At 67.3% G+C, this 25,856-nt stretch carries 17 protein-coding genes and 2 pseudogenes; 5 read left to right on the forward strand and 14 right to left on the reverse strand.

Annotated elements, in window-relative coordinates; genetic code table 11:
* Nucleotides 1–34: 34 nt before the first annotated feature.
* Nucleotides 35–1,561 (reverse strand): depupylase/deamidase Dop, encoded by a 1,527-nt coding sequence (gene dop, locus JNB_RS02915; protein WP_040883535.1) that lies wholly within the window; start codon nucleotides 1,559–1,561, stop codon nucleotides 35–37.
* Nucleotides 1,562–1,622: 61 nt separating this feature from the next.
* Between dop and JNB_RS02920 the strand changes: the two genes are divergently transcribed.
* From JNB_RS02920 to JNB_RS02930, 3 genes are read left to right on the forward strand one after another with little or no spacing between them, the layout of a single operon-like run.
* Nucleotides 1,623–2,591 carry an alpha/beta hydrolase gene (locus JNB_RS02920; protein WP_009774906.1) on the forward strand — a complete coding sequence of 323 codons (969 nt, stop codon included), beginning with the start codon at nucleotides 1,623–1,625 and terminating at the stop codon, nucleotides 2,589–2,591.
* A gap of 21 nt (nucleotides 2,592–2,612) precedes the next feature.
* Complete coding sequence (locus tag JNB_RS02925; protein WP_009774907.1) at nucleotides 2,613–3,602, forward strand: ribose-phosphate pyrophosphokinase; 990 nt, start codon at nucleotides 2,613–2,615, stop codon at nucleotides 3,600–3,602.
* Between the two features lie 4 nt (nucleotides 3,603–3,606).
* On the forward strand, nucleotides 3,607–3,951 hold the full coding sequence (locus JNB_RS02930; protein WP_040884133.1) for a DUF3054 domain-containing protein: 345 nt from the start codon (nucleotides 3,607–3,609) through the stop codon (nucleotides 3,949–3,951).
* A 192-nt stretch (nucleotides 3,952–4,143) separates the two neighbouring features.
* On the opposite strand, the pseudogene JNB_RS20850 reads toward JNB_RS02930, so the two are convergent.
* The 3 genes and pseudogenes from JNB_RS20850 to JNB_RS02940 form a co-directional block, all read right to left on the reverse strand.
* Nucleotides 4,144–4,332, reverse strand: a pseudogene (locus tag JNB_RS20850) (integrase core domain-containing protein); the annotation flags it as partial.
* A gap of 10 nt (nucleotides 4,333–4,342) precedes the next feature.
* Nucleotides 4,343–5,455 carry an IS110 family transposase gene (locus JNB_RS02935; RefSeq protein ID WP_009774909.1) on the reverse strand — a complete coding sequence of 371 codons (1,113 nt, stop codon included), beginning with the start codon at nucleotides 5,453–5,455 and terminating at the stop codon, nucleotides 4,343–4,345.
* A gap of 234 nt (nucleotides 5,456–5,689) precedes the next feature.
* A pseudogene (locus JNB_RS02940) lies at nucleotides 5,690–6,493 on the reverse strand (IS481-like element ISJs1 family transposase); the annotation flags it as partial.
* A gap of 142 nt (nucleotides 6,494–6,635) precedes the next feature.
* On the opposite strand from JNB_RS02940, the gene JNB_RS02945 reads away from it, so the two are divergent.
* The gene (locus JNB_RS02945; protein WP_040883537.1) at nucleotides 6,636–6,944 is read left to right on the forward strand and encodes a hypothetical protein; all 309 of its coding nucleotides are present in this window, start codon (nucleotides 6,636–6,638) and stop codon (nucleotides 6,942–6,944) included.
* Nucleotides 6,945–6,962: 18 nt separating this feature from the next.
* On the opposite strand, the gene JNB_RS02950 is transcribed toward JNB_RS02945, so the two are convergent.
* The 9 genes from JNB_RS02950 to JNB_RS02990 all read right to left on the reverse strand — a co-directional run bounded on the left by JNB_RS02950 (nucleotide 6,963) and on the right by JNB_RS02990 (nucleotide 21,304).
* A complete protein-coding gene (locus tag JNB_RS02950) occupies nucleotides 6,963–7,439 on the reverse strand; it encodes a GNAT family N-acetyltransferase (protein WP_009774912.1) in 477 nt (158 codons plus the stop codon).
* An 11-nt stretch (nucleotides 7,440–7,450) separates the two neighbouring features.
* On the reverse strand, nucleotides 7,451–7,972 hold the full coding sequence (locus JNB_RS02955; RefSeq protein ID WP_009774913.1) for a phage tail protein: 522 nt from the start codon (nucleotides 7,970–7,972) through the stop codon (nucleotides 7,451–7,453).
* Between the two features lie 8 nt (nucleotides 7,973–7,980).
* Entirely contained in the window at nucleotides 7,981–8,484 is a 504-nt protein-coding gene (locus JNB_RS02960) for a phage tail protein (RefSeq protein WP_009774914.1), read from the reverse strand.
* A gap of 10 nt (nucleotides 8,485–8,494) precedes the next feature.
* Nucleotides 8,495–8,995, reverse strand: coding sequence for a phage tail protein (locus tag JNB_RS02965; protein WP_009774915.1), 501 nt, complete (start codon nucleotides 8,993–8,995; stop codon nucleotides 8,495–8,497).
* 43 nt (nucleotides 8,996–9,038) lie between these two features.
* Nucleotides 9,039–16,094, reverse strand: coding sequence for an Ig-like domain-containing protein (locus JNB_RS20245; protein ID WP_158306117.1), 7,056 nt, complete (start codon nucleotides 16,092–16,094; stop codon nucleotides 9,039–9,041).
* Nucleotides 16,095–16,308: 214 nt separating this feature from the next.
* On the reverse strand, nucleotides 16,309–17,418 hold the full coding sequence (locus JNB_RS02975; RefSeq protein WP_009774917.1) for a DNA glycosylase AlkZ-like family protein: 1,110 nt from the start codon (nucleotides 17,416–17,418) through the stop codon (nucleotides 16,309–16,311).
* 67 nt (nucleotides 17,419–17,485) lie between these two features.
* Nucleotides 17,486–19,267, reverse strand: a complete 1,782-nt coding sequence (gene arc, locus JNB_RS02980) for a proteasome ATPase (protein WP_192807985.1) — start codon at nucleotides 19,265–19,267, stop codon at nucleotides 17,486–17,488.
* A complete protein-coding gene (locus JNB_RS02985; RefSeq protein WP_009774920.1) occupies nucleotides 19,182–20,183 on the reverse strand; it encodes a tRNA (adenine-N1)-methyltransferase in 1,002 nt (333 codons plus the stop codon). Before JNB_RS02985 ends, arc begins: the two co-directional genes overlap by 86 nt.
* Before the next feature lie 11 nt (nucleotides 20,184–20,194).
* Nucleotides 20,195–21,304 (reverse strand): site-2 protease family protein, encoded by a 1,110-nt coding sequence (locus tag JNB_RS02990; protein ID WP_009774921.1) that lies wholly within the window; start codon nucleotides 21,302–21,304, stop codon nucleotides 20,195–20,197.
* A gap of 154 nt (nucleotides 21,305–21,458) precedes the next feature.
* Here JNB_RS02990 and metH point away from each other — a divergent pair, with 154 nt between their 5' ends.
* Nucleotides 21,459–25,172, forward strand: coding sequence for a methionine synthase (gene metH, locus JNB_RS02995; protein WP_305803887.1), 3,714 nt, complete (start codon nucleotides 21,459–21,461; stop codon nucleotides 25,170–25,172).
* A gap of 45 nt (nucleotides 25,173–25,217) precedes the next feature.
* On the opposite strand, the gene JNB_RS03000 is transcribed toward metH, so the two are convergent.
* Nucleotides 25,218–25,727 carry a MarR family winged helix-turn-helix transcriptional regulator gene (locus JNB_RS03000; protein WP_050766566.1) on the reverse strand — a complete coding sequence of 170 codons (510 nt, stop codon included), beginning with the start codon at nucleotides 25,725–25,727 and terminating at the stop codon, nucleotides 25,218–25,220.
* Nucleotides 25,728–25,856 lie beyond the last annotated feature (129 nt).

The raw sequence follows: 25,856 nt of genomic DNA on the forward strand, positions 1-25,856 counted from the left end.
CGTCGAGCACCGTCACGGTGCCTGAGGTCCGAGCCTAGTCCGCGGCCCGCTCCACAGCGGCCAAGGACTCGAGGAGCGACCGGATGTCGGACGCCCCGTCGACGAGGTCGCCGACGGCATCCTTGGTTCCGCGCAGCGGTTCGAGAATGGGAATCCGCTGGAGGGAGCGCTCCCCCGGCACCTCGACGACGACGGAGTCCCACGATGCGGCGACGACCGACTCGGGGAACTTGCGCAGGCACGCCCCCCGGAACCAGGCCCGGGTGTCCTCGGGGGCGTTGTCCATCGCGGCGGCAGCCTCGGCCTCGGGGACGAGGACCTCGACGCGACCCGTGGCGGCCAGCCGGTGGGCGAGACCGCGATCGGCGCGCACGTCGGACCACTGGATGTCGACGGCCTTGAGACGGGGGTCGCCCCAGCCGAGCGAGTCCCGCTCGCGATAGGCCTCGAGCACCGACAGTTTGGCCACCCAGTCCACCCAGCGACGCGCGTCCATCGGGTCCCCCTCGAGCGCGGTGAGCACGGTGTCCCACCAGTGCAGGACCTCGGTGGTCTCGGCATCGACGTCAGCACCCCACTTGTTGTCGACGTAGCGGGCGGCGAGCTCGTGGAAGGTGCGCAGCAGCTCAACGGATCGGATCGACCGACCGTCCACGAGCTCGATCGTCGACCTCAGGGTTGGGTCGTGGCTGATTGCTCGCAGCGTGGGCACGGGCGATCGAACGCTGAGGTCGGTCGTGAACGCGTCGTCCTCGATCATGGCGAGGACGAGCGAGGTCGACCCCATCTTCACGAGGTTCGCGACGTCGCAGTGGTTGGCGTCGCCGAGGATGACGTGCAGTCGTCGATACAGGTCGGCGACAGCATGCGGTTCGTCGCGGGTGTTGATGATGGGGCGCTTGAGCGTCGTCTCGAGTCCGACCTCGGCCTCGAAGAAGTCAGAGCGCTGGGCGATCTGGTAGCCCGTCGTGCGCGAGTCCACGCCGATCCCGACCCGACCCGAGCCGGACATCACCTGGCGCACGACGAAGAACGGCGTGAGCTGGGAGATGATCCTCGCGAAGGGCGTCCGGCGCGACATGAGGTAGTTCTCGTGGGTGCCGTAGGACGCACCCTTGCCGTCAGTGTTGTTCTTGTAGAGGTTGACGCCCGGGGGCACCGTCGCGAGTCGCTGGACAGCCTCGCGCATGACGAGCTCCCCGGCCTTGTCCCAGACGACCGCGTCGCGCGGGTTCGTCACCTCGGGCGAGGCGTACTCGGGGTGGGCGTGGTCGACGTAGAGCCGGGCACCGTTGGTGAGGACGACGTTGGCCATCGTCGGGTCCTCGATGTCGGTGAGCTGGCTCGAATGGGCCGCTCCCCGCCCCATGTCGAACCCACGGGCGTCGCGCAGCGGCGCCTCGTCGGCGTAGTCCCAGGAAGCCTGCGCGGGACGGATTCCCCGGCTCGCGGCATACGTGGTCACGACGTCTCCGGACAACACCATGGGGTTGGCCGAGGGTGACCCCGGGACCGAAATGCCGTACTCGGTCTCGATACCCATGACTCGTCGCACTGACATGGATGCAAGGAAACCACGCGTGACGCCGGATGCCCGTCGCGCCCCCCGGCATACTCCTCGCATGCGCTCCTACCGCGGGATGTCCCCGTTGACCACCGCGACCGTGGCCGTCGTCGACCGGATGCGGACGCCCGTCGAGCAGATGAGCGAGGAACAGCGCCACCAAGCCCGAGCCAGGACCTATCCGGCCAAGCCGCCGTACTCGTGGATCACCGGCGCGGTCGACCCTGCCGTCGGCATCACGTTCGGGACAGCACCCGCGCGCGACGGCTACGAGATCCCGCTGCGGATCTATCGTCCGCGGGCCATCCGGGACTCACAGACCGACGTGCCGGTCATCGTCTACTTCCACGGTGGTGGTTGGGTTCTCGGCAACGTCGTGAACTACGACCCACTCTGCACGCATCTCGCGGCCGAGGTCGGAGCCGTCGTCGTGAGCGTTGACTACCGGTTGGCGCCCGAGCATCCGGCGCCCACAGGCGTCAACGATGCCGTCGACGCCACGACCTGGATCGCGGCCCAGTCGGACGTGTTGCGGGCAGACGCCCACCGCATCGCGGTCTGCGGCGACTCCGCCGGTGGGCACCTCGCCTCCGTGGTCGCCCAGGTCGTCCATGGCAGCGGCGCCGACTGGATTCGCCATCAGGCGCTCATCTATCCGGCCACCGACCTGACGATGCAGTCGCCGTCGATCGACGAGCACGCCAACGCTCCGATCCTCACCAAGGCGTCGATCGTGGCCTTTCGGGAGATGTATGCCGATGGGCAGGATCTCGCGGCTGCGGTGCACTCACCGTTGTTCGGCCAGCTCGTCGGCCTTCCTCCCGCGCTGATCCAGACTGCGGACCTCGACCCGATCCGGGACGACGGATACCGGTATGCCGCCGCGTTGCGTTCCGCGGGAGTCGACGTGCGCCACACCAACTACCTTCGGGTGCCGCACGGTTTCGCGAGCTTCCCCGGCGCGGCTGCCGCGGGCGCCCAGCATCGTTGGGAACTCGTGAGCGAACTCCGTGCTCACCTGACCTGACGTCTGGCCTAGGGTCGACCCATGCGCGAGATCGTCGTCTTCTCCGGTAGTGCCCACAAGACCCTCGCCTCCCAGATCTGCGACCAGCTCGGGGTGCCCCTGTCCGGCAGTGAGATCAAGCGGTTCAGCAACGACTGCCTCCAGGCGCAGCTGCTCGCGAACTGCCGCCAGCGGGACGTCTACATCATCCAGCCGCTCGTCCCGCCGACGCAGGAGCACCTCATGGAGCTGCTCCTCATGATCGACGCAGCCCGTGGTGCGTCGGCCGCGCAGATCACCGCGGTGATCCCCCACTACGCCTATGCCCGGTCGGACAAGAAGGACGCATCGCGGATCTCACTCGGTGGCCGACTCGTCGCTGACCTGATCTCCACCGCTGGCGCCCACCGCGTGCTGACGATGAACCTGCACGCCCCACAGGTGCACGGCTTCTTCTCCGTCCCCGTCGACCACCTCACGGCGCTCGGTGTCCTCGCCGACCACTTCCGCGGCACCGACCTCACGAACTCCGTCGTCATCTCCCCTGACCTCGGCAACGCCAAGGAAGCGACCCAGTTCTCGCGCCTGCTCGGCCTGCCCGTCGCGGCCGGAAGCAAACAGCGCCAGAGCGACGACAAGGTCGTCATCGACTCGATCGTCGGCGACGTGCGAGGCAAACGCGCCATCGTCCTCGACGACGAGATCGCCACCGGCGGCTCGATCATCGAGCTGCTCGACCGGCTCGCCGACTTCGGCGTGACCGAGGCCGCTGTCGCGTGCACCCACGGCCTCTTCGCCGGCAAGGCCGTCGAGCGCCTGCGCGGCCACCCGATGGTGACCCAAGTCGTCACCACGGACACCGTGCCGGCCCCGGCCGACTGGCCCGAGCTCCAGGTCCGCACCGTCTCGGGCCTCTTCGCCGAGGCGATCACCCGCATCCACGGAGGTGAGTCGGTGAGCATCCTGTTCGACGGCGTCGACCCGACGCACGCACCGCCCCAGGGATCGCTCTTCGACAAGGTTGGTGGGTGAGTCGATGAGTCGCCTCCTCGCCCCACTCCTCGACCTGCTGGCCGTCGCGATCTTCGCCCTCGTCGGGCGACGCTCGCACGCGCACGGGATCACCCTCGTCGGCGTCCTCGAGACCGCGGCACCCTTTCTCTGCGGCACCGCAGCGGGCTACCTCGTCGCCTCGATCGCGACGGACGCGGCACCTCGCTCCTGGCAGTTCGGCACGATCGTCGTCGTGGCCACCGTCGTGGTCGGCATGCTCTTCCGCCGGCTCGCCGCAGCGGGCACGGCCCCATCCTTCATCGTCGTGGCCACGATCTTCCTTGCGGTGACGATGCTTGCCTGGCGCGTCATCGCGCGGTTCGTTTAGGTCGGCGGTCCGTCCTCGCATTGCGTGGGACGCGCTAGCTGTCCTGCGGTCTGCACGCGCCCACGAATGCTGCGCGCTCAACTCTCGTTGTCAGGCGCGCCCAGACCTTCGGCCAGACGCACGTCCCACGTAATGCCACGGCCGACCTCGCGTCACGAGTTGCTGGCTCTTCCCGGGTCTTGGGGGGCGCGGCTAGCTGTACTGACCCGACAGGTTGGTTAAGCGGGTGATGGGTGGCTTGTTCCCGCAGGCGGTGTGGGGTCGGTGGTGGTTGTACTCGTGGAGCCATGCTGGCAGAGCTTGGCGTCGTTCGGTTTCTGAGGTGTAGCAGCGGGCGTATCCCCACCCGTCGGCCATGGTGCGGTGGAAGCGTTCGATGCTCCTATGTTCGTCAAGCGGCAGTTTCGACCGTGCGCGCGAGTGGGTCCGCGATGGCGGGTGTGGGCAGGTTGTTGAAGACCTCGCGGGCGATGTAACGCTTGAGGCACCGGATGATCTCGCGTTTGCTCAGGCCCTCGGCGGTTCGGCGCTCGACGTATTCACGAGTTGGTTGGTGGTGGCGCATCCGGACGAGCGTGACGATGTACAGCGCGCTGTTGGCGGCCCGGTCACCACCTCGGCTGAGGCGGTGTCTCCCGCGGGTGCGGCCGCTGCTGGCAGGTTGAGGCGCGACACCGCAAAGCTTCGCGAACGCGGCCTCGTTGCGGATCCGATCAGTGTTGTCACCGGCGGTGACGAGGAACTGGCCGGCGATCTCTACTCCGACGCCATGCAGCTCCAGCAGTTCCGGTGCAGCCGCCTGGACGAGGGCCTCGATCTGCTTGTTCAGAGTCTTGATCTCGGCGTCGAGGCCCTTCCAGCGGCGGGCCAAATCCCGCAGCGCGGTCTTGACCCCTGCCATCAGCATCCGGTTGGGGTCGTGGGCCAAAGACTGCAGGTCATCAGTTTCCGGACGTAGCCCGAGGCAGCGGTTGACTAAGGTTCGTTTGCTGAGGATCACCAGTTCGTCACGCAACGGTGACGGGGAACCGATCATTACCCCGAACAGGGTGTTGAACGCCTGCGTGCGCGCTTTCACGGCACTGGTGCGGGTCACTCGTAAGGTGCGGATCACCTCAACGGCACCGGACTTGGCCTTCGGGGTTGCTGTCGACGTTTCGCCGAGTACGGCGCGCGCGATCTGCTCGGCGTCCAGGCGATCAGATTTGCCATCCATGCGCCTGGCTGCCCGGTTGGGTCGGTTGACTTCGACCACTCGTTCACCAGCGGTCGTGAGCGCCCTGGTCAGCGTCGCGCCGAAGGAGCCGGTGCTCTCGACGCCGATTGCCTGCACGGTCCCGTGCTGGCGAATCCAGCCCAGGAGCGCCTGGTAGCCCGAATCGTTTGCCGGGAACTCGTGGTGGCCGAGCAACCTGCCGTGGTCGTCGATGGCTGCTGCGTAGTGGGTGTGCTTGTGGGTGTCGACGCCGCCAATCACGGTGACAGTCGCGGTGGTGGTTGTCATGCTGGATTTCGCTCCTCCGTTAGGGCTGATCTGACGGATGCGGCGAACCGGCCGGACGGACGACAGGTCTGTGACGGGGCTTCTAGTCCAAGCTCCTATCAGGTCAGTTCCGTCTGGCCGGTGCGCGCCACGGCGCTGCACCAGCACCGGTCGACAAATCGAACGCAGGACACCTTGGTCATACCTTGGCCGGGGTCAGACCGGGCCGGTGCAGCGCCTACCAACATGCTCACAGATCTTGCCGTTGGTCTGCGGACGGCGGGGTCGGGTGCGGGAGTGCTTGATCCCGAGCTCGGCGCACAGGTCGCGCCACAGGTGCGAGATGTAGGCGGATCCGTTGTCGGACAGGACTCTGCGTGTGGTGATGCCACGGACAGCGAACCAGGCGACGGCGCGGCGTAGGACACCAGTGGCGGTCACGGCGGTTTCGTTGTCGTGGACCTCGGCGTAGGCCACACGAGAGTGGTCATCGATGACGGTGTGCACGAACGCGTGGCCCATCTTCGGCTGGTAATGCTTGTTCCTCGGTTTGCCCGGGGTGCCTGCCCGGTTCTTCCCGCCTTGGGCTCGGCCCACGAAGCGCCACCCGCCACCGTCGGGGATGTTTCCGAACTTCTTGACGTCCACGTGCAGCATGTCCCCGGGGCGCTCGTGCTCGTAACGGCGCACCGGCTCCCCGGTGGCACGGTCGACGTGCGCCAACCGGTTGAGGTGGCACCTGGTGAGCACCCGGTGCACTGTGGAGGGTGCAACCCCCACGTGTGCGGCGAGCTGGACCGGGCCCAACCGTTTGCGCAGCCGCAACGACACGATCCGCTTCGTCGTCGAGGGAGACGTCTTGGCGGGCATCGCGTGTGGACGGCTCGAGCGGTCGCTCATCGGTTCACCAGCGGCGTACCGATCGGCCCATCGCTTCACCGTCGGCCAGGAACATTGGAATCGTGCCGCGACCTCGCTGATCGGGACTCGCTGATCGACGACGAGCTGAGCGACCTTGAGCCGGTGACGAACCGTCAGAGCGGCGTTAGCGTGGGACATGAGGGCCTCCTGTGTGTGGCAGTGGTGACTTGGCAGTTCCACTCCACCGCGGGAGGCCCTTCCCGCGCCACTGATCAGATCAGCGGATCGCAATCACTCAACCAACCTGTCGGGTCAGTACAGCTAGCCTCTGGGGGTGGCGATGATCGAGTGGCTGACGGATGAGCACTTTGGCTCGCGTGTCGGGGAGCGGTTCGACGCGATGGCTGGCGACGGGGTGGCGGTCGTTCTCGAGTTGGTGGAAGTTGTCACGAGCGACGAGCCGGGTGGTCGTGGGCCCGATGGGCAGGAGCGGACGCAGTTCTCGCTGCTCTTCCGCGGGCCGTTGTCGCCTGCTCTGGGCCAGGGCACGTATGACGTGAGGCATGCAGAGCTCGAGGACTTCGTTCTTTTCCTGGTGCCGCTGGGGCCAGACGCTGACGGGCCCCGCTATGAGGCGTCCTTCGCCTGAGCGAGCGGCCGAAGCAGGTCATCGGCCACGCCACTCCATGCGTCGGTAGGGGCCACGCTCGGCCACCACCTCGAAGCCCAGACGGGCATAGAGCAGTGCGGCCCGGTTGTGGATCTCCACGTGCATGCTGACCATCCGACCGGTCGCCGCAGCCTCGTCGGTGAGCCGGGTGACGAGGTCGCCGCCGATGCCACGGCTCCGGAACTGCGGCAGGAGGGAGATGTCGACGAGCCGGATCTCGGCCGGGCGGCGATCGACGTACATCCGTCCTGCGTCGATTCCATCGACCTCGACCACGTCGAAGCAGCCATGGGGGTTCTGGGCTCGGTACGACCTGTCCTGGGCGTCGAACTGAAGACGCACGAACGCCTCCATCGCGCCCTCTGGCCAGTCGACCGACGCCAGCTCATCCTCGCGAGTCGACCCGTAGACACCGACGAGGAAGTCGCGGTCCCGTTCGGTGACGGGTCGCAACCTCACGGCGGATGCCGTCACGGCGACGTCCGCTAACTCCGCGGCGGGAAGATGCCCTGCAACGCGATGCAGAAGTTCACGGTCAGGTAGGGCTGCATGTTGTTGTGCGGCAGGTCGCCGCCCGCAGGTGCCACCGCCTCCGCCGCCAGCTGGGTGTCCTGCGCCGACTGGTAGATCCCGCCGCCCTGACTGAGCGACCACGACGCCGACGGGTTGACCGCCTTCGCGAGGGCCGGGTCCTGGGCCGCCCCTTGCATCTGGTGGGTGTGGGTGGCGAGCTCGCTCTGCAGCAGGGTCACGCTCTCACTCCCCCCGGACTGACCAAGGTCGTAGAAGCTGAGCCCCGGACCTTGCCCGGGATGCATCGGCGCCGCGCCCCTGAGGTCAGGGAGCGCGAAGGTCACCTTGCCGTCCCCGCCGTAGACCGTGCCGAGGAGGGAGAAGAGTGCGGTGTTCTGCGAGATCGGCATGAGCTGTCCGTTGCACATCGCCCAACCAGTGGGGGCGAAGTTGAACGGAAAGATGCGGATCTCGGCCACGAATTGGTCAGTCATGTCGGCTCCTAGGTGGGTGAGGGGAAGATGCCGAACAACGAGATGATGAAGTCGACGCAGAGATAGGGCTGCAGGTTCGTGTGCGGCTGCGAGCCCCCAGCGGGTCCGATCGCGGACGCGTTGAATGCCGAGTCCGGAGCGGTGTTGAGGTAGGGCGTGATGGTCACCGAGTTGGCCGGGAGGGCGCCGCCGGCGCTGGCCTGGTCGGCCGTGACCGCCGCCCCGATCGCGGGATGGTTGTGAGAGGGGATCTGCTGCGTGGTGAGGGTGACCTCCTCCGCTCCGCCGTTCTGGGACAGGACCAGGCCATTGCCCTGGTGCACCGGGACCCTGCCCCGAAGGTCGGGCAGCATGAAGGTGCTCTCCCCATCTCCGCCGTAGGTCGTCCCGATGAGCTGGAAGAGAATCTCGTTCTCGGAGATCGAAAGCGGCTGGCCGTCGCAGAACAGCCAGCCTGCCGGCGCGAAGTTGCCTGCGAACATCCTGATTTCGCCGACGAAGGGTTGCGACATGTCCGTGACCTCAGTTCGGGGAGGGGAAAATACCTTGCAGGGCGATGCCGAAGGTCAGCGTGAGGAACGGCTGCATGTTTTCGTGCGCCTGGCTCCCGCCGGTGTTCGTGATCGTCCCGGGGTTGAGGGTCTGAAAACTCACCGGCGAGTGATAGAGATTGCTCGCGCTGCCGAGGAAGCGACCAGTGGGATCGTCCGACCCGCCCGATGCCGTCGTCGACCCGTTCATCGCATGGCCATGGGTCGGCATCTCGTTGGTCGTGAGGGTGTGCGCCTGCTCGCCGGCGACCTCACCCAGCGAATGGCCAGCGCCCTCGCTGATCGGCACCCGTGAGCGCAGGTCCGGCAACGCGAACGTGGTCTGACCATTGCCGCCGTAGATCGTGCCGAGCAGGGAGAACAGCGCCTGGTTCTGGTTGATCGGCAGCAGCTGCCCGTTGCACATCGCCCAACCTCGTGGCACGTAGTTGAACGAGAACAGCCTGATCTCCGACAGGTACGGTTCTGCCATCGCGGTGTCTCCTTCTGGTCGGGCCCGAGTCGGGCGAGGTGGATCAGGGGCAGGTGGACCCCGCCCCGCTGAACGTGCCTGGTGCGTTGGCCACGGCTGTGCCCGCGGCTCCGCTGCCGATGAGTGAAGCGGCGTAGTTGGCGAACGCCGTGCCGTCGGTGCTGCCACCCACGTAGCCGGGCTGGCGCAGTGTCGTCTGCTGGCTCGCGACCAACCGGAAGTCGCGCCCGGCGCTTCCTCCCGCACCACTGATGGAGTTCGCGCCGAACTTCACACAGGTGGAGAACGTGTCGGCCGTGTCGACACCGCTGTCGACGCGAATGCCCTGCAACAGGGTGATCAACGGGTTGGTACCCGGATTGCCGACCACGTTGCCGCTGACGTTGAGGTTCATCTGACCCGTGGCCGTCACACCAGATCCGGCGACGAACTGAATACCGCTGGAGTTGTACTGGCTGATGTTGTTGTTCAGCACGTTGAACGTCGCGTTGCCGTCGCCGAACGTCGTGATCTCCATGCCGTCACCCTCGAACGAGCCGGAGTTGGCCGTGGCTGCGACACCGATGGTGTTCCCGGTGATGTTGCTGACCAGGGGGTTCGTCCCGGCCGTCGCATCCGCGCTCTTGATCACCGTCAGGGCGTTCGTCAGCGAGTCCCGGAACGTGTTGCTCACGATGTCGAGCGTCGCAGCGCCCTTGGCGCCGGCCACGATCGCGACACCGCCACCACCGGTGGCGATGCTCGGCTCGTTGTTGGTGAACGCGTTGGACGTGAGGTCGAGGTTCCCACCGCCCGTCCCGTCGCCGATGTACTGGAAGAGGTCACCCGTCGCCGTGCCGATCGCGCTGTTCTTGTAGTCCACGTTCATCGTCGATGTGCCGATGCCCTCGAACTGGACCGCGTCGTCGCCGCCAGTGGCGTTGATCGTCCCGCTGTCGACATTGTCGAAGGTTCCGTTGAGGATTCCCGCGGTGTTGTCGACCATGAGGTTGGTGAAGTACCCGCCGCTGAGCGCCACGTTGGTCATGGCCACCGTGCCGGTCAGCTCCACGAAGCGGACGCTGCCGTCCTTGAAGGTCGTGGTTCCGTTGGTGCCGTTCACGCCGTTGACCACACTGTCCACCATTGAGAAGCCGACCACGGACGTGCCGCGTATGCCGTAGTTGGAGTGATCGTGGAGGTGCATCCGGGTGAGCGAGACTCCCCGGGTGTTGTTGAGGACGATGCCCGTGCCGGTAGGCAGCGCTCCGCTGTCGTCGACACCGGTGGCGCTGCGGATCTCTCCACCTGTGCAACCGCTCTGGTCAGCGGCAGTACAGGTGCCCGAGCCGCTGCTCGCGACCACGAGGGCGTTGTTGGAGCCGGTGTTGCTGAGGGTGATCCCTGCACCCCCCAGCGAGGAGATGCGTTGCAACGACAACGGACTGGGCCCGACATCGGTGTCCGAGACACTCAACGCCTTGCCCGCGCTGGTGTCGATGGTGTTGCCTGCGCCGGTGATGTTCAGCGTCCCGGAACTGGCCGCGTCGACGCCTGTCCCCGAGACCGTGTCGATGTCCAGGCCACCGCCGGAGAGGGTCAGCGTGTGACCGTCGCTGCTGCTGAAGTCCACCGCCTTCTCGCTGCCGGTGTTCAAGGTCTTCGTCGTGCCGCTCAGGACCGTTGAGCCGCCCGAGTTGCCCGTGACGAAGATCCCGCCACCGACATCGTTCGTGTCGTTGATGTTGCCGGTCAGGGTCACGGTGCCACCTGTGCGGGCCGAGACCTCCACGCTCCTGCCGGAGCCGTTGTTGATCGTGCCGCCATAGCTGATCGGGCCGTTGCCGGTTCCGGTGGTGAACGCCGTTCCGGCGGTGTTGGAGATGCTTCCGGTTGCTGCGCTGAACGACCCAGTGCCCAGGGCCACAGCCGCGATCCCGACACCGCTGGGGTTGCTCACCACGGTGACGTCGTCGAACGCCAGGGAGGATCCGGACGAACCGTTGACGAAGACCCCGGCCCCGGCCGTCGCATTCACGTTCGCCGTCCCGGCAGCGGGCACGGAGACCGTGCCGGTGCCCTGGAGGTTGAACGCGGACCCGCCCGTCGTCGTCAATGCAAGGTCGACTCCGACGCCGTCACCAAAGGCCGTGCCCGAACCAAGACTGTTCACCATCGAGACACCGCCGGTGGGTGAGCCGGTGACCGTGATGTCGTCGAAGACACTGGCCAGGCCCATGTTGGCGCCTGTCACCTCGAGAGCCTTCGCGCCCTTGGTCGTGAGGGAGATCGTCCCGGCCGATGCGAAGTTCGCCGTGAAGCCGAGGATGTTGCGATTGAGCCGGACTCCGATCGAGCCGGCGGTCTGGCCAGTCGCTGCTGAGTTGTCGACGGTGAGGTCGGAGATGTCGTAGGTGCCCTCCACGCCGTCGAGCTCGAGACCTGGCTGCGTTCCAGCCGTCCCGGTGTCGATGATGCGCACGTCGGCGATCGTGCTCGTGCCCGGACCAGAAGCGGTGCCGATGCCCGCGATGCCTCCGCCCGCGCCCTGTGGGTCGAGCTGGACACCGCGCACGGTGGTCGCGTTCGCCAGCGTCACCACGTCCTCGTCGTTGGCGGTGAGCGTCGGGCGGTTCGCCGGAACGCCCGTGTAGAGGACGTCGGCACCCACCTGGAGGGTGACGGCCTCCCCCAACAGCCGTTCGCCCGCAGCCATCACGAACCCGGAACCGAGGTTGAGCGAGGTGTTGTCACCGTCGAAGACGTAGGTCGTGTCGCCGGCGTCGGCGGCTGTCTCGGCCTCGCCCAGGGTGTCGAACGGCGCCTCAGAAGTGCCGTCGCCTCCGGCCACTGCGTTGTTCCTCACGTACCAGACCTGCGAGCTGCTGATGGGAAGGTTCAGGGTGCCCGTTGCATTGGCAACGGTGCTCGCGTTGCAGGGCGAGGCGTCGCACACCCGATAGGTGAACGAGTCGGTGACGCCGGAGTCCCCGTCGTCGGGGTAGAAGGTGAAGTTGCCGTCGGACTCGATCGTGATGCTGCCGCCGAGTGTCGTCGGCGCGTTCGTCACGGGCTCCGCAACCAGGTTGGCCTGGGCGGTGTCAGGGTCGGTGTCGTTGGTGAGGACGGACCCGGTGAGCACCTTGCCCGCCTCGCCTACCGGTCGTGACGTCCCGACGAACAGGTTGGTGTTGCCGTGCGTCTGGAAGGAGTCGGTCACGGCCGTCGGGGCATCCGAGACACCATTGATCGTGATGGTCACGGTCGCTGTGCTCTGTGCCCCGCTCCCGTCCTGAGCCGTGTAGGTGAAGGTGTCCGTTGCGGACTGTCCCGTCGACAAGCCCTGGAAGAGGCCGCCGGGGTTGTAGGTGAAGGAGCCATTGGCGGCGATCGACACGGCAGCCCCGCTGGTCGACGTGCCCGTCAGAGTTGCGCTTCCGTTGAGCCGGGTGACGGTCCTGGTGTCCCCCGTGTCGGGATCGGTGTCGTTGGCGAGGACGCCCGGTGCGCTCTGGCTGAGGGTGGTGTCCTCGTCCGTCGTCCCGGTGTCGTTCACGGCGACGAGGGGGTCGTTGGCCCCGGTGACGGTCACCGTCACCACGGCTGTGTCCGTTCCGCCGTTCCCGTCCGAGACGGTGTAGCTGAAGGTGTCGGTGGCGGTCGCCCCGGCGGCAAGGTACTCGAACTGGCCGTTGGGGTTGTAGGTGACCACCCCGCCGACCAGGCTGACCCCGCCGATGGTCCCGGTCGTGTCGACCGAGGTCACGGAAAGCACGTCGGTGGGGTCCGGGTCGGTGTCGTTGGCGAGTACTGGGACGGCTGCGCCGGCAGCGCCTTCGCCCACACTCGTGGCGTCGTCGACCGCGTTCGGTGGGTCGTTGACGCACGTCACGGTCAGGCTGACGGTCGCCGTGGAGCCACCGGGCGTGAGTGTGTAGGTGAAGGTGTCCAGGGTCGTGCCTGGCGGGTTGTTGCAGTAGTTCGCGTCCGGCTGATAGGTCAGGCCGGTGCCGCCGCCGCTGATCACCACGGTCCCGTTTGTCGGCTGGTTGACCGACGCGATGGAGATGGGACCACCGTCGACATCGGTGTCGTTGGCCAACACGTCGACTGCCGTCGCTGCAGCATCCTCGACCACGGTCTTGGCGTCGTCGACCGCGACCGGAAGGTTGTCCACGCAGGTGACCGTCACTGACACGGTCGCTGTCGAGCCACCGGGCGTGAGTGTGTAGGTGAAGGTGTCCAGGGTCGTGCCGGGCGGGTTGTTGCAGTAGCTCGCATCCGGCTGATAGGTCAGGCCCGTGCCACCGCCGGTGATCACCACGGTCCCGTTTGTCGGCTGGGTCGCCGACGCGATGGAGATGGGACCACCGTCGACGTCGGTGTCGTTGGCCAACACGTCGACTGCTGTCGCTGCGGCGTCCTCGACCACGGTCTTGGCGTCATCGACTGCGACCGGTGGGTCATCGCACACGACCCTCACGCTCACCATCGCGGTCGAACCGCCGTTGAGGGTGTAGGTGAACGTGTCCGGTGTCGTGCCGGGCGGATCGTCGCAGTAGCCAGCGTCCGGCTCATAGGTCAGGCCCGTGCCACCGCCGGTGATCACCACGGTCCCGTTCGTCGGCTGCGTCACCGACGCGATCGACAGCGCCCCACCGTCAACGTCCGTGTCATTGGCCAGGACCATGAGGGCGGTCGCGGTCGCATTCAGCGTGACCTGTTCGGAGTCGTCGACTGCGACGGGAAGATCGTCCACGCAGGTGACCATGACGCTGACGGTGCCCGTGGACCCGCCGTTGACGGTGTAGGTGAAGGTGTCCGGAGTGGATCCGGGTGGGTCGTTGCAGTAGTTCGCGTTCGGGTCGTAGGTCAGGCCCGTGCCGCCGCCGGTGATCGCCACCGTCCCGTTCGCAGGCTGGGTCACCGAGGTGATGGAGATCGGGTCACCGTCTGGGTCGGTGTCGTTGGCGAGAACGTCGACTGCTGTCGCTGCGGCGTCCTCGACCACGGTCTTGGCGTCGTCGACCGCGTTCGGTGGGTCGTTGACGCAGGTCACGGTCAGGCTGACGGTCGCCGTGGAGCCGCCGGGCGAGAGCGTGTAGGTGAACGTGTCCAGGGTCGTGCCGGGCGGGTTGTTGCAGTAGTTCGCGTCCGGCTGATAGGTCAGGCCGGTGCCGCCGCCGGTGATCACCACGGTCCCATTTGTCGGCTGGGTGACTGACGTGATGGAGATGGGACCACCGTCGACATCGGTGTCGTTGACCAGCACGTCGACGGCTGTCGCTGCGGCATCCTCGACCAGGGTCTTGGCGTCGTCGACCGCGACCGGAAGGTCATCCACGCAGGTCACCGTCACCGACACGATCGCCGTGGAACCACCGGGCGTGAGTGTGTAGGTGAAGGTGTCCGGGGTCGTGCCGGGCGGGTTGTTGCAGTAGCTCGCATCCGGCTGATAGGTCAGGCCCGTGCCACCGCCGGTGATCACCACGGTCCCGTTCGCAGGCTGGGTCACCGACGCGATGGAGATGGGACCACCGTCGACATCGGTGTCGTTGGCCAACACGTCGACTGCCGTCGCTGCAGCATCCTCGACCACGGTCTTGGCGTCGTCGACCGCGACCGGCAGGTCATCCACGCAGGTCACCGTCACCGACACGGTCGCGCTCGAACCACCTGGCGCCAAGGTGTAGGTGAACGGGTCAGCGGGACCGGCGACCGAATTGCAGTAGCCGGCGTCCGGCTCATAGGTCAGGCCCGTGCCACCACCGGTGATCACCACAGTCCCGTTCGCGGGCTGCGTCACCGACGCGATCGACATCGGCCCACCATCAACGTCCGTGTCGTTGGCCAGCACGTCCACCGTCGTTGCTGGGGCGTCCTCGACCACGGTCTTGGAGTCGTTCACGGCGACAGGAGGATCCGCCAGTCCGGTGACCGTGACGGTGACGGTTGCGCTGTCGGAGCCGCCGAAGGCGTCGGTGATCGTGTACGTGAAGGTGTCCGTGTCCTGCTCGCCGGGTGCGAGGTTGTCGAACTTCCCGTCCGGGTCGTAGGTCAGCCCGGTTCCGCCGCCCGTGATGGTGACAGCGCCCTGCGTGCCGGTGGTGCCGATCGCGGAGATCGTGAAGGCGTCACCGTCCGGGTCCGAGTCGTTCGTCCGCGGATCGAACGAGGTCGAGCTGTCCTCGTCGATCGTCACGGCGTCGTCGCTGGCGTTCGGCGGGGTGTTGAGCGCCGTGTAGCCGGTGAGCGTCGTCAGCGGCGAGGTGCGGTTGGTCGCAGAGCCGATCTTCGCGATGACGGTCTTGCCCGGACCGGCGAGCGTGGTGATGGTGACATTGCTCCACCTGCCGAGCACGACGCTCGCGGTGGTGGGCGCAACGGGACCTGAGGAGAAGGCCCCCTGCCCCGCGAGGAAGGTTCCCCCCAGGCTGGACTGGGCTGCTGTCGGTGTCAGCGTGCCGGTGGTGCGGTTGCGGCCGCAGATGACGATCGTGTGCCCAGCACTCCCGGTGACAGCACTCTTGGCCGGCGACGGACAGGCGCTTCCCACCGTGCTCGTCGCGGGGTCGACGACCGCGTCGAGGATCTGGAAGGAGTGTGCCGTGATTCCGAGGCCGGGCGAGGTGGACGCTGCGGCAATGAGCTTGCTCTTGGTGTCGAAGTTGCTGGAGCGGCTCACCTTCACCGGCCAGGTTCCGGTGAGGTTCTGCGTCCCGGGCGCCACGACGGCGGTGACCCGGAAGGCCGTGGTCTGCTGACCCGGCGCGATGTCGTCGCCGGTGCCGGCTGCACTGCGGAAGCGGCATGCAGTGTCGGAGCGTTGCGCGCTCCATCCGGTGGGCGCGGACGGACAGCCGGTGATCTGCCACTGTTTGCCCGGTCGGTCGATCTCGACGGCGCCGATGGAGTCCGCCGTCCCCGTGTTCGCCACCATGAACGTGAAGGTGACGCCGGTGGAGTCGCCGAGATACTGCACCCCCGGCGAGACCGACGCAACAGCCGCGTAGGGCGCTGCGGCGGCGCTGGGCGTGAGCCCCATCGCCGCGACGACCACCCCGATCCCCGTCAGGGCGCACCAGCGACTCAACATGGGGCGCACGTGCTGAGATGTCATGAGACTCTCCAAGCATTGTGTCGCGACGAGCCGACGCACGGGCATCAGCGATTGACGTCTGTCGCGAAGGAATTTGCCCCGTGCGCTCGTGACGCTAGAACTCGCGCAGCGCGAGCAAAATGGTTCTATCTGGCCACCCCGATGGACACATCATGCTCACGCGCAGGGGGCCCGCCCTCCCCGGCCGCCTGCTCGTCGGGGCCGCCCGATGGGGTCACCCCTGCAGGGTCAGGTCCCTGCCCAGCAGCTCGGCCAAGCGGTCGACCTCACTCGCAAGGGCCGCCTCTGGGCGCCGTCCCGGACCGAGCCAGGTCACTGTCACGGCGTCGCGGGCGCGAGCCCACGTGCCGCACACGACACCCCCATCGATGACGGGGTTCGCCTTTCGAGTCATCAGATCTCGGTGTGCCGGCGGTGTCACGTGGCCATCGCTCGTTCCGGGCCCCATGATCCATTGGTCGTGCCCGGGGAGGAGCCGAACCACGTCCGAGGGCGTGGCAGCCTCAAGGGCGTCAACATCCTGCCGCGCCACGTAGGCAAGTCCTCCCTCGAGGTCGACGGGGACCAACTCGTCCCCGAGGTCGTCGAGCCACCCGCCAAGCCTCTTGCGCCCAGCGCTCAGACCCTTTCCCAGCCAGTGGTCGAGGTTGTCGAGCGACGCCGGCCCATAGACGCTGAAGTAGGCCTTGATCGCTCGTGGACCGGCGACGTCGAGCTCAGGGATGCCGCCCCACCGGGGGTTGCTCTCGAGGAGCTGCAGCGTCAGGCGTCCCTCCCGCCGCGGCCCCAGAGTCAGGTCCCCCTGCCAGCTCAGGGGTTTGATCAGCGTTCCCGCTCCGTCGTCGAAGACCGGTCGCAGGTGCTGGTAGGCACGGTGCTTCGCCACCGCCTCGCCGAGCTCGGCAACGGTGAGCGGTCCGTCGGCCAGTGCCTCCCGCACTGCGGCCCTGAAGTCCGGCCAGTCGGAGGGCGTCAGCTGGTAGTGCTCCACCCAGCTCGGCAGCTCCCACTGTCGACCTGCTTGTCGGAGGGACAGGTAGACACCACCCTCTTCCGGCGAAAGGTAGTGCACGGCTCCCCGGAACGCGAAGGCCTTGATCACCTCGCCTGCCGCGAGGGCCCTCGTCAGATCTCCCGACTGCACCGAGCTGCTACGGGCGTGGACCGCGAGCTCGGCCAGGGACTCGTCCATGGAGAGCACTGCACCCAGACGACCCACAACCTCCGCTGCTGACCGCGACACCAAGGGTCCGAGGAACTGTCGCTCCGTCCGCCACGACAGGGCCTGCGCACGGGTCACCGAAACGTGTGCAGTGGTCTTCATGCCGCCGAGCCTTGCACGGGATCCGGACGAAAATCGTCCTGGTTCTCAACTGCCGGTCTGGGCAGGCTCAGAGGTACTGGCCGGTGTTGGCGATCGTGGAGATCGAGCGGCCGGGCTCGTTGCCTTCCTTGGTCTTGATGAGCGTGCGGATGTAGACGATCCGCTCACCCTTCTTGCCCGAGATCCTCGCCCAGTCGTCGGGGTTGGTCGTGTTCGGAAGGTCCTCGTTCTCCTTGAACTCGTCGACGCAGCTCGCCAGGAGGTGGTCGACGCGCAGGCCGCGGTGACCCGTGGTGAGGAAGTCCTTGATGGCCATCTTCTTGGCGCGGTCGACGATGTTCTGGATCATGGCGCCACTGTTGAAGTCCTTGAAGTAGAGGACCTCCTTGTCGCCGCCGGCGTAGGTCACCTCGAGGAACTCGTTGTCCTCGTCCTCCGCATACATACGGGTCACGACGGCCTCCGTCATGGCCTCGACCGTGGCCTCGGGAGAGCCACCGTTGACGGCGAGGTCGTCGGTGTGGAGCGGCAGGTCGGGGGTGAGGTACTTGAGGAAGATCTCGGTCGAGGCCTGGGCATCGGGGCGCTCGATCTTGATCTTCACGTCGAGGCGGCCAGGGCGCAGGATGGCCGGGTCAATCATGTCCTCGCGGTTGCTGGCGCCAATGACGATGACGTTCTCGAGGCCTTCGACACCATCGATCTCGCTGAGGAGCTGCGGGACGATCGTGGTCTCGACGTCGCTGGAGACGCCCGATCCACGGGTGCGGAAGAGGCTGTCCATCTCGTCGAAGAACACGACGACGGGGAAACCTTCGGAGGACTTCTCGCGAGCTCGCTGGAAGATGAGCCGGATGTGGCGCTCGGTCTCACCGACATACTTGTTGAGCAGCTCGGGGCCCTTGATGTTGAGGAAATAGCTCTTGCCCGGCTCACGCCCTTCCTTCTCCGCGATCTTGCGCGACAGGGAGGCGGCGACGGCCTTGGCGATCATCGTCTTGCCACAGCCGGGAGGGCCGTAGAGGAGCACACCCTTGGGGGCCTTGAGGTGGTGCTCGGTGAACAGATCCGGGTGAAGGTAGGGCAGCTCGACGGCGTCACGGATGAGCTCGATCTGGCTGCCCAGGCCCCCGATGTCGTCGTAGGCGATGTCGGGCACCTCTTCGAGGACGAGGTCGGCGACCTCGGCCCGAGGGATCTGCTCGTAGACGAACGCGCTGCGCGACTCGAGGAGGAGGGCGTCTCCGACACGCAACTTGACGTCCTTGAGGGACGCAGCCACGCGGCATACCCGCTCTTCGTCGGCACGCGAGAGGACGAGAACTCGGCCGTCGTCGAGGATCTCCTTGAGGAGGACGATCTCGCCAGCACGCTCGAAGCCATGCACCGCAACGACATTCATCGCCTCGTTGAGCATGACCTCGCGACCGACCTCGATGTCGCTCGCATCGATCGTCGGGCTCACGGCAACGTGCATCTTGCGGCCGCCAGTGAGCACGTCGACCGTCTTGTCGGGAAAGGTCTCGGCGACGATGCCGTAGCCCGAGGGCGGCTGCCCGAGACGGTCGACCTCGGTCTTGAGCGTGACGATCTGCTCGCGAGCGTCACGCAGGGTGCGCACGAGTCGCTCGTTCTGTGCCGACACGGTGTTGACCTGCGAACGCAGGTCGTTCACGGTGCCTTCAAGACGGCGCGTGGCATCGCGTTCGGACGGAGTGAACTCGGTCATCGGGGCCTCCTGAAGCTCTGCTGGCCCCTCAACGCTAACCCGTGATGCTGCGACGGACCTTGCGGACTCGCTTGTCGGACGGAACACGTTCGCCGATGGCCTCCGAGGTCCACTCCTCATCAGTCGAACCGGGCAGGCCCTCGATGGGGTTGCCCTCGGCATCTTCGGTGCCCTCGTAGCCCTTGCCGGGGCGGCGCTTGCGCAGTGGCGGGGTGACTCCGGGCGCCAGTCGACGCGTGGTGATGAGGAAGCCCGTGTGGCCGTGCATGCGGTGCTCGGGGCGGACGGCGAGGCCCTCCAGGTGCCATCCGCGCACGAGCGACTCCCACGCCGAGGGCTCGGTCCAGTTGCCGGCGTCACGCATGGCTTCGGCGACCTTGGACAGCTGCGTGGCGGTGGCGACGTAGCAGATGAGCACACCACCGGGCGCGAGCGCCTCACCGACGACGTCGAGGCACTCCCAGGGGGCGAGCATGTCGAGGACGACGCGGTCGACGGTTCCGGGCTCGACGTTCTGGGGCAGGGCCTCGACGAGGTCGCCGACCGTGACGGTCCACGCCGGGTGGTCCTCACCGAAATAGGTGCGGGCGTTGGCCATGGCGATGGCGGCGAAGTCCTCGCGGCGCTCGAAGGAGTGGAGCTTGCCCGTCTCGCCCACGGCCCGCAGCAGTGACATCGACAGTGCGCCCGAGCCGACACCGGCCTCGACGACGACGGCACCGGGGAAGATGTCGGCGAAGGTGACGATCTGGCCGGCGTCCTTGGGATAGACCACGGCGGCGCCGCGCGGCATGGACATGACGTAGTCGGAGAGCAGCGGCCGCAGCGCGAGGTACTGGAAGCCGGCAGTGTTGCTCACGGTCGAGCCGTCGGGCGAGCCGATGAGGTCGTCGTGCTGCAGGTAGCCGCGGTGGGTGTGGAACTGCTTGCCGGGCGCCAGCGTGATGGTGTGGAGCCGCCCCTTGGCGTCGGTGAGCTGCACCCGCTCACCTTCGGCAAAGGGTCCACGTCGCAGGTCAGAACCGGTCGCACTCATGAGGGTGGAGTCTAGTTGGCGGCGATGGCCGCGTTGACCGCCTCGACGGTGACGAGCCCGAGGACCCGACCACCCTCGACAGCCACGACGACGTTGCTCGTGGATTCCTGGATCGCGGTGACGACGGCGGTGAGGTCATCCTGTGGCCTGGTGTCGGCGACCCATCGTTCGGGTTGCACCCTGGCAAGGGCGGAGGCGGGCGTGCTGGCCCATCGTTCGCGCGGCACGGTCTGGGCGTCCTGCGGGAGGACCAGCGAGGTGGGGCGCCCGGATTCGTCGACGACGACGGCGAGGCCTCCGGTGGCGGCGGCCGCCTCGAGCAGGTCGCTGCCGCGCAGCACCGGAACCGGGCGCACGACCTGCGCCACGGTGCCCCGGGCGAGCATTTGCCTCGCCTGGCCGGTGCGGATGGCGCCGGTGGCTCCCTGCCACATGAAGACGCAGATGAGCCCCATCCAGATGATGGAGGTCAGCGACGGTTGGCTGCCTTCGACCAGTGGGCGCACGACGAACCATCCGATGACGCCGAGGGTCACGACCCGGCCGGTCCAGCCGGCGGCGATGAGGCCCTTCTCGCGTCGCCCGGTGAGCTTCCACACCAGGGCGTCGACGAGCTGTCCTCCGTCGAGGGGCAGGCCGGGGAGCAGGTTGAAGCCCGCGAGCAGCAGGTTGACGAACGCGATGCCGAAGAGGATCCGGCTCGGCACGTCCGCACTGACGGCGAGCGACGCGATCCACGCGACGAGGGCCAGTGCCCCGTTGGCGACCGGGCCGACGACGGCGATCGCCGCCGCCCTTCCGGGCGTCGAAAGACGTGCGTCGTATGCCGTGTGCCCACCCCAGAGGTCGGCCACCACTCGGTGGACCGGGAACCCGAGTGCACGGGCCATGCCGGCGTGGGCGCCCTCGTGCACGAGGACCGAGACGAGGAGCGAGATCGCATAGGCCACACCGACGACGTAGGCCACGGCGCCGAGCTCGGGCGCACCACTGCCGACGATGTAGGTGATGACGGCGGCCAACAGGAGCCAGCTCGCGCCGATCTGCACAGGGACACCGCCGATGCGGGCGATGACGAAGCCGGAGGACCCGGAGGACGATGTCTCATTGGGTGCGGCCACGCCGCGACCCTACAAGCACGACGGCATACTGGGGCAGGTGACTTCCTCCCCCACCGAACTGTCGCCCGTGGACACCGCGGTCGACCACCGTCCGGATGCGACGGCCGCCCTGACGGCCGCCCTGACCGAGCGCGTTCTCGTGCTCGACGGTGCGATGGGAACGATGATCCAGCGGGAGGGTCTGTCCGAGGAGGACTACCGCGGTGAGCGGTTCGCGGACTGGCCCAGCGACCTCCGGGGCAACAACGACCTTCTCAGCCTGACGAACCCGTCGATCATCGAGGGAATCCACCGCGCCTACCTCCTCGCCGGTGCGGACCTCGTGGAGACGAACACGTTCAACGCCCAGCGGATCTCGCTGGCGGACTACGACATGGCCGACATCGCCTACGAGATGAACCTCGAGGCAGCCCGGTTGGCCCGCCGTGCGTGCGACGAGGTGGCTGCCGAGACCGGGCGCCCGCGATGGGTCATGGGCGCGCTCGGGCCGACCACGCGCACCGCCTCCATCTCCCCGGACGTCAACGACCCGGGTGCACGCAACGTCAGTTTTGACCAGCTCGTCGAGGCCTACCTCGAGCAGGCACGCGGCCTCGTCGACGGCGGCGCGGACGCGCTCATCATCGAGACGATTTTCGACACCCTCAACGCCAAGGCGGCGATCTTCGCCGTCGAGACCCTCTTCGACGACCTGGGTCGGCGCTGGCCGGTCATCATCTCGGGCACGATCACGGACGCCTCCGGGCGCACGCTGTCGGGTCAGGTCACCGAAGCCTTCTGGAACTCCGTGCGCCATGCCCGCCCCCTCGTGGTCGGCCTCAACTGCGCCCTCGGCCCCGACGAGCTCCGCCCCTACATCGCCGAGCTCTCACGCATCGCCGGCTGCTTCGTGTCGGCCTACCCCAACGCCGGTCTGCCCAACGCCTTCGGTGAGTACGACGAGACCCCGGACCAGATGGCGTCGGTCGTCGGCGAGTTCGCCACGAGCGGGCTCGTCAACATCCTCGGTGGCTGTTGCGGCACGACGCCGGAGCACATCGAGGCCATCGCCGAGGCGGCCGCCAAGGGCAACCCGCGCGTCCCGTCCGAGGTCCCCGGAGCCCTGCGCCTCAGCGGGCTCGAGCCACTCACGGTGGACGAGAGCTCGCTCTTCGTCAACGTCGGCGAGCGCACCAACATCACCGGGTCGGCTCGCTTCCGTCGCCTCATCAAGGAAGAGGACTACCCGGCTGCCCTGTCCGTCGCGCGGCAACAGGTCGAGGCGGGCGCCCAGGTCATCGACATCAACATGGACGAGGGGATGATCGACGGCGTCGCCGCGATGGACCGCTTCGTCAAGCTCATCGGGAGCGAGCCCGACATCTGTCGCGTGCCGCTGATGATCGACTCCAGCAAGTGGGAGGTCATCGAGGCCGGCCTCAAGTGCTCCCAGGGCAAGCCGATCGTCAACTCGATCTCCATGAAGGAGGGCGTCGAGCCCTTCCTCGAGCACGCCCGCCTCTGCCACAAGTACGGCGCGGCGGTCGTCGTCATGGCCTTCGACGAGGAGGGTCAGGCCGACTCGCTCGAGCGCCGCAAGGTCATCTGCCAGCGCGCCTACGACCTGCTGACCCAAGAGGTCGGCATGGACCCGCACGACATCATCTTCGACCCCAACATCTTCGCGGTGGCCACGGGCATCGAGGAGCACGCGGCCTACGGGACCGACTTCATCGAAGCGACCCGGTGGATCAAGGAGAACCTGCCCGGGGCGCTCGTCTCCGGTGGCGTCTCCAACGTCTCCTTCTCGTTCCGGGGCAACAACCCCGTGCGCGAGGCGATCCACGCGGTCTTCCTCTACAACGCCATCCAGGCCGGCATGGACATGGGCATCGTCAACGCCGGAGCGCTCGTCGTCCTCGACGACGTCGACCCCGAGCTGCGCGAACGCATCGAGGACGTCGTCCTCAACCGCCGCCCCGACTCGACCGAGCGACTGGTCGAGATCGCCGACCGGTTCAACAACACCGGCGAGGCCGCACCCGAGGTCACCGAGGCCGAGTGGCGCGGGCTGCCCGTGCGCGAACGCATCACCCACTCGCTCGTCAAGGGCATCGACGACTTCGTCGTCGAGGACACCGAGCTCCTGCGCCAGGAGATCGAGGCGGCCGATGGCAAGCCCATCGAGGTCATCGAGGGTCCGCTCATGGACGGCATGGGCGTGGTCGGCGACCTCTTCGGCGCGGGCAAGATGTTCCTCCCCCAGGTCGTGAAGTCGGCGCGCGTCATGAAGAAGGCGGTCGCGCACCTCATCCCCTACATCGAGGCCGAGAAGGAGCGCTCCGGCGTCTCCACCCAGAACAGCAAGGGCCTCATCGTCATGGCCACGGTCAAGGGCGACGTCCACGACATCGGCAAGAACATCGTCGGGGTCGTGCTGCAGTGCAACAACTACGACGTCATCGACCTCGGTGTCATGGTGCCGACCCAGAAGATCCTGGACACGGCCAAGGAGAAGGGCGCCGACATCATCGGCCTCTCCGGCCTCATCACGCCTTCGCTCGACGAGATGGTGCGCGTGGCCCAGGAGATGGAACGCCAGGGCTTCACCATCCCCCTGCTCATCGGTGGCGCGACGACGTCCCGGGCGCACACCGCGGTCAAGGTCGACGGTCAGTACTCCGGACCTGTCGTCTGGGTCAAGGACGCGTCACGGTCGGTGCCCGTCGCCAGCCAGCTGCTGTCGGCGACCCAGCGCGAGCCACTCCTGCAGACGATCAAGGCCGACTACGACTCCATGCGTGCCCGCCATGCCGCCAAGTCGACCGAACGCCCTCTGGTCTCGATCGACGCGGCACGCAAGGCACACACCCCCATCGACTGGACGGCATACCGGCCGGTTCGTCCGCACCTGCTCGCCCAACAGAGCAAGGACGTGTGGTCGGGCAAGGCCGACACGAAGTGGCACCGGGCCGCAGCCCAGTTCACCAGGGAGTTCATCAGCTACCCGATCGAGGAGCTGCGCCGTTACATCGACTGGACACCGTTCTTCCAGGCCTGGGAGATGAAGGGGCGCTACCCCGACATCCTGTCCAACCCGGCGACCGGCGAGACGGCACGCAAACTGTTCGAGGACGCCAACGCGATGCTCGACAGGATCATCGAGGAGAAGTGGCTCACCGCCAAGGCGGTCATCGGCCTCTTCCCCGCGAACGCCGTCGGCGACGACATCGAGGTGTATGCCGACGAGTCCCGCGAGACCGTCCTCACGACGATCCATGGGTTGCGTCAGCAGGGACAGCACCGCGAGGGCGTGCCCAACCGGTGCCTGTCCGACTTCATCGCGCCCAAGGAGACCGGGTTGCGGGACTACGTCGGCGGGTTCGCCGTCACCGCGGGCCACGGGACCCACGAGCGGATCAAGGCCTTCCAGGAGGAACTCGACGACTACAGCGGGATCCTCCTGGAGGCGCTGGCCGACCGGCTGGCCGAGGCCTTCGCCGAGCGCCTGCACGAGCGGGTCCGGCGCGAGTTCTGGGGCCACGCGGGTGACGAGCACCTGTCCAACGAGGACCTCATCTCCGAGAAGTACGCCGGCATCCGTCCCGCCCCCGGCTACCCCGCCTGCCCGGACCACACCGAGAAGGAGACGCTGTTCAAGCTCCTCGGTGCGGCCGAGCGCGCAGGCATGGAGCTCACGGAGTCGATGGCCATGCAGCCGGGAGCGTCCGTGAGCGGCTGGTACTTCTCCCACCCGCAGAGCCAGTACTTCGTCGTCGGACGGCTTGGTCGCGACCAGGTCGAGGACTACGCCGCGCGCAAGGGTTGGACCCTCGCCGAGGCCGAGCGCTGGCTCGGGCCCAACCTCGGCTACCAGCCCGAGGACTGAGCCGACGATCGCGCCCTGAGGTCAGGCGTCGAGGTCTGGGCGCGATCAGGCGTCGACGTCGTCCAGGTGGGCGATGACGCCCTCGAGCAGGCGGGCGAGCTCGCCTCGCTCGTCGGCGCTCAGCCCGCGCAGGACGTCGCTCTCGACGACGTCGGACTCACGGATCGACTGGGTGAACACCTGCCATCCGTCCGGTGTGAGTGAGACCAGGGTGCGGGTGCGGTTGTCCGCGTCGGGCCGGCGCTGGACGTAGCCACGCTCGGACATCTTGTCGAGCCGATGCGTCATGGATGACGGCGCAACGCTGGTGAGCTCGGCGAGCTGGCTCGGCGTGAGGCACTCCTCACCGGCCTTGGCGAGGGCTGCGACGACGGCCCACTCCCCCTGGGTGAGATCGAGGTCCGCGAGCTGGCGGGCGTACCACTGGTCGAGCTTCTTGGTCACGCCGTAGACCGCTGTGATGACCCGTTGGACCGACTCCTCGCCACCTGCTGCGACGTAGGCCGCCACGGCATCTCGGTGCTGTTGCGCGGCCGATCGTTGGCGTTTGGGCATAACCGAGTGTCGCACGGCGTTCTTCGTTTGCTAATATTTCGATATCGAACGTTCGACCTCGAACTTTTCGACCTCGAAACCCTCCGGACCACGATCGGTCCTCTCCCAACACCTGAAGGGTGTGATTTC

This window comes from Janibacter sp. HTCC2649 (assembly GCF_000152705.1).
Classification (GTDB): Bacteria; Actinomycetota; Actinomycetes; order Actinomycetales; family Dermatophilaceae; genus Knoellia.

Bases quoted from the DNA above. Each gene is read 5' to 3' on its own strand.
- dop (WP_040883535.1), bottom strand. From the start codon at position 1,561: ATGTCAGTGCGACGAGTCATGGGTATCGAGACCGAGTACGGCATTTCG.
- JNB_RS02920 (WP_009774906.1), top strand. From the start codon at position 1,623: ATGCGCTCCTACCGCGGGATGTCCCCGTTGACCACCGCGACCGTGGCC.
- JNB_RS02925 (WP_009774907.1), top strand. From the start codon at position 2,613: ATGCGCGAGATCGTCGTCTTCTCCGGTAGTGCCCACAAGACCCTCGCC.
- JNB_RS02930 (WP_040884133.1), top strand. From the start codon at position 3,607: ATGAGTCGCCTCCTCGCCCCACTCCTCGACCTGCTGGCCGTCGCGATC.
- JNB_RS02935 (WP_009774909.1), bottom strand. From the start codon at position 5,455: ATGACAACCACCACCGCGACTGTCACCGTGATTGGCGGCGTCGACACC.
- JNB_RS02945 (WP_040883537.1), top strand. From the start codon at position 6,636: ATGATCGAGTGGCTGACGGATGAGCACTTTGGCTCGCGTGTCGGGGAG.
- JNB_RS02955 (WP_009774913.1), bottom strand. From the start codon at position 7,972: ATGACTGACCAATTCGTGGCCGAGATCCGCATCTTTCCGTTCAACTTC.
- JNB_RS02960 (WP_009774914.1), bottom strand. From the start codon at position 8,484: ATGTCGCAACCCTTCGTCGGCGAAATCAGGATGTTCGCAGGCAACTTC.
- JNB_RS02965 (WP_009774915.1), bottom strand. From the start codon at position 8,995: ATGGCAGAACCGTACCTGTCGGAGATCAGGCTGTTCTCGTTCAACTAC.
- JNB_RS20245 (WP_158306117.1), bottom strand. From the start codon at position 16,094: ATGACATCTCAGCACGTGCGCCCCATGTTGAGTCGCTGGTGCGCCCTG.
- JNB_RS02975 (WP_009774917.1), bottom strand. From the start codon at position 17,418: ATGAAGACCACTGCACACGTTTCGGTGACCCGTGCGCAGGCCCTGTCG.
- arc (WP_192807985.1), bottom strand. From the start codon at position 19,267: ATGAGGAGTGGACCTCGGAGGCCATCGGCGAACGTGTTCCGTCCGACA.
- JNB_RS02985 (WP_009774920.1), bottom strand. From the start codon at position 20,183: ATGAGTGCGACCGGTTCTGACCTGCGACGTGGACCCTTTGCCGAAGGT.
- metH (WP_305803887.1), top strand. From the start codon at position 21,459: ATGGGAACGATGATCCAGCGGGAGGGTCTGTCCGAGGAGGACTACCGC.
- JNB_RS03000 (WP_050766566.1), bottom strand. From the start codon at position 25,727: ATGCCCAAACGCCAACGATCGGCCGCGCAACAGCACCGAGATGCCGTG.